Source organism: Massilia sp. HP4 (assembly GCF_005222695.1).
Taxonomy (GTDB): Bacteria; Pseudomonadota; Gammaproteobacteria; order Burkholderiales; family Burkholderiaceae_D; genus Telluria.
This window is the reverse complement of record NZ_STGG01000025.1, coordinates 1-938: the sequence shown is the minus strand read 5'-3', so window position 1 is coordinate 938 and position 938 is coordinate 1. Positions and strand designations below refer to the sequence as shown.

The following is a 938-nucleotide window of genomic DNA, read 5'->3' as shown; positions in this document are numbered from 1 at the left end:
TTGAGGTGTACTACAATCAGCAGAGGCTGCATCAAACCCTGGGCTACCAAACGCCAGCCGCCGTCGATGCAGCATTCCGTGTGCTCAAATAGATGTCCGAGAAATCCGGACCACCTCAACCTGACCCCGCCTTTGTGACCCCGCCTTTGTAAAAAGCGGCTAGTGTCGAGGCCGTGTCCGAATGTCAGACCTGACCCCGCCTTTGTGACCCCGCCTTTGGTATGACCCCGCCTTTGGTGCTGTACGCCCGGCTAGCGGAGCCAGCTGCGTGATTTGCATTAATATAAACGCCATGCGCGCCCCCCCCTCCCCACTCGACCCGCCGTTCTCGGTGTACCTCGACCTGGTCCGCTTCCTGGCGGCGCTGGCGGTCGTGCTGATGCACCTGCGCCAGTTCGACCTGGTGGAGGGGCCGGGCGCCGATCTCCTGACCCTGTTCGGACGCGAAGCCGTGATGGCCTTCTTCGTGCTGTCCGGCTTCGTGATCGCCTATACCACCGAACAGCGCCGCCCGAGCGCGCGCGACTATGCGCTGGCGCGCGCCGCCCGCATCTATTCGGTGGCGCTGCCGGTGCTGCTGCTGGCCTTCCTTTGCGCCAGCCTGGTCCCGGCCCACCTGGCCAGCGACACGCGGCAGCATTACCAGCTCACCAAGCCCTGGCTCTACCTCCCCCTCCACCTGCTGTTCCTGGGCGACCTGTGGACGCTGGCCGAGGTGCCGCCCTGGCTCGGTCCCTGGTGGTCGCTCAACTACGAAGTCTGGTACTACGTGCTGTTCGGGGTCGCCTGCTATGTGCGCGGGCCATGGCGCCTGCCGGCGCTGACCCTGGTGCTGGCCGTCATGGGCATCAAATTGTGGCTGCTGCTGCCGGTCTGGCTGGCCGGGGTCGCGCTGTATCGCTGGCAGGCGCGGCATACGCTGGCGCGCGGCCTGGCCC

General features: G+C 65.9%; 1 protein-coding gene. It reads left to right on the top strand.

Annotation, left to right across the window (positions count from 1 at the left end; genetic code table 11):
- Positions 1-292: 292 nt before the first annotated feature.
- Positions 293-938, top strand: a 646-nt coding sequence (locus E8M83_RS11520) for an acyltransferase (RefSeq protein WP_137173512.1), incomplete at its 3' end; no start/stop codon positions are given.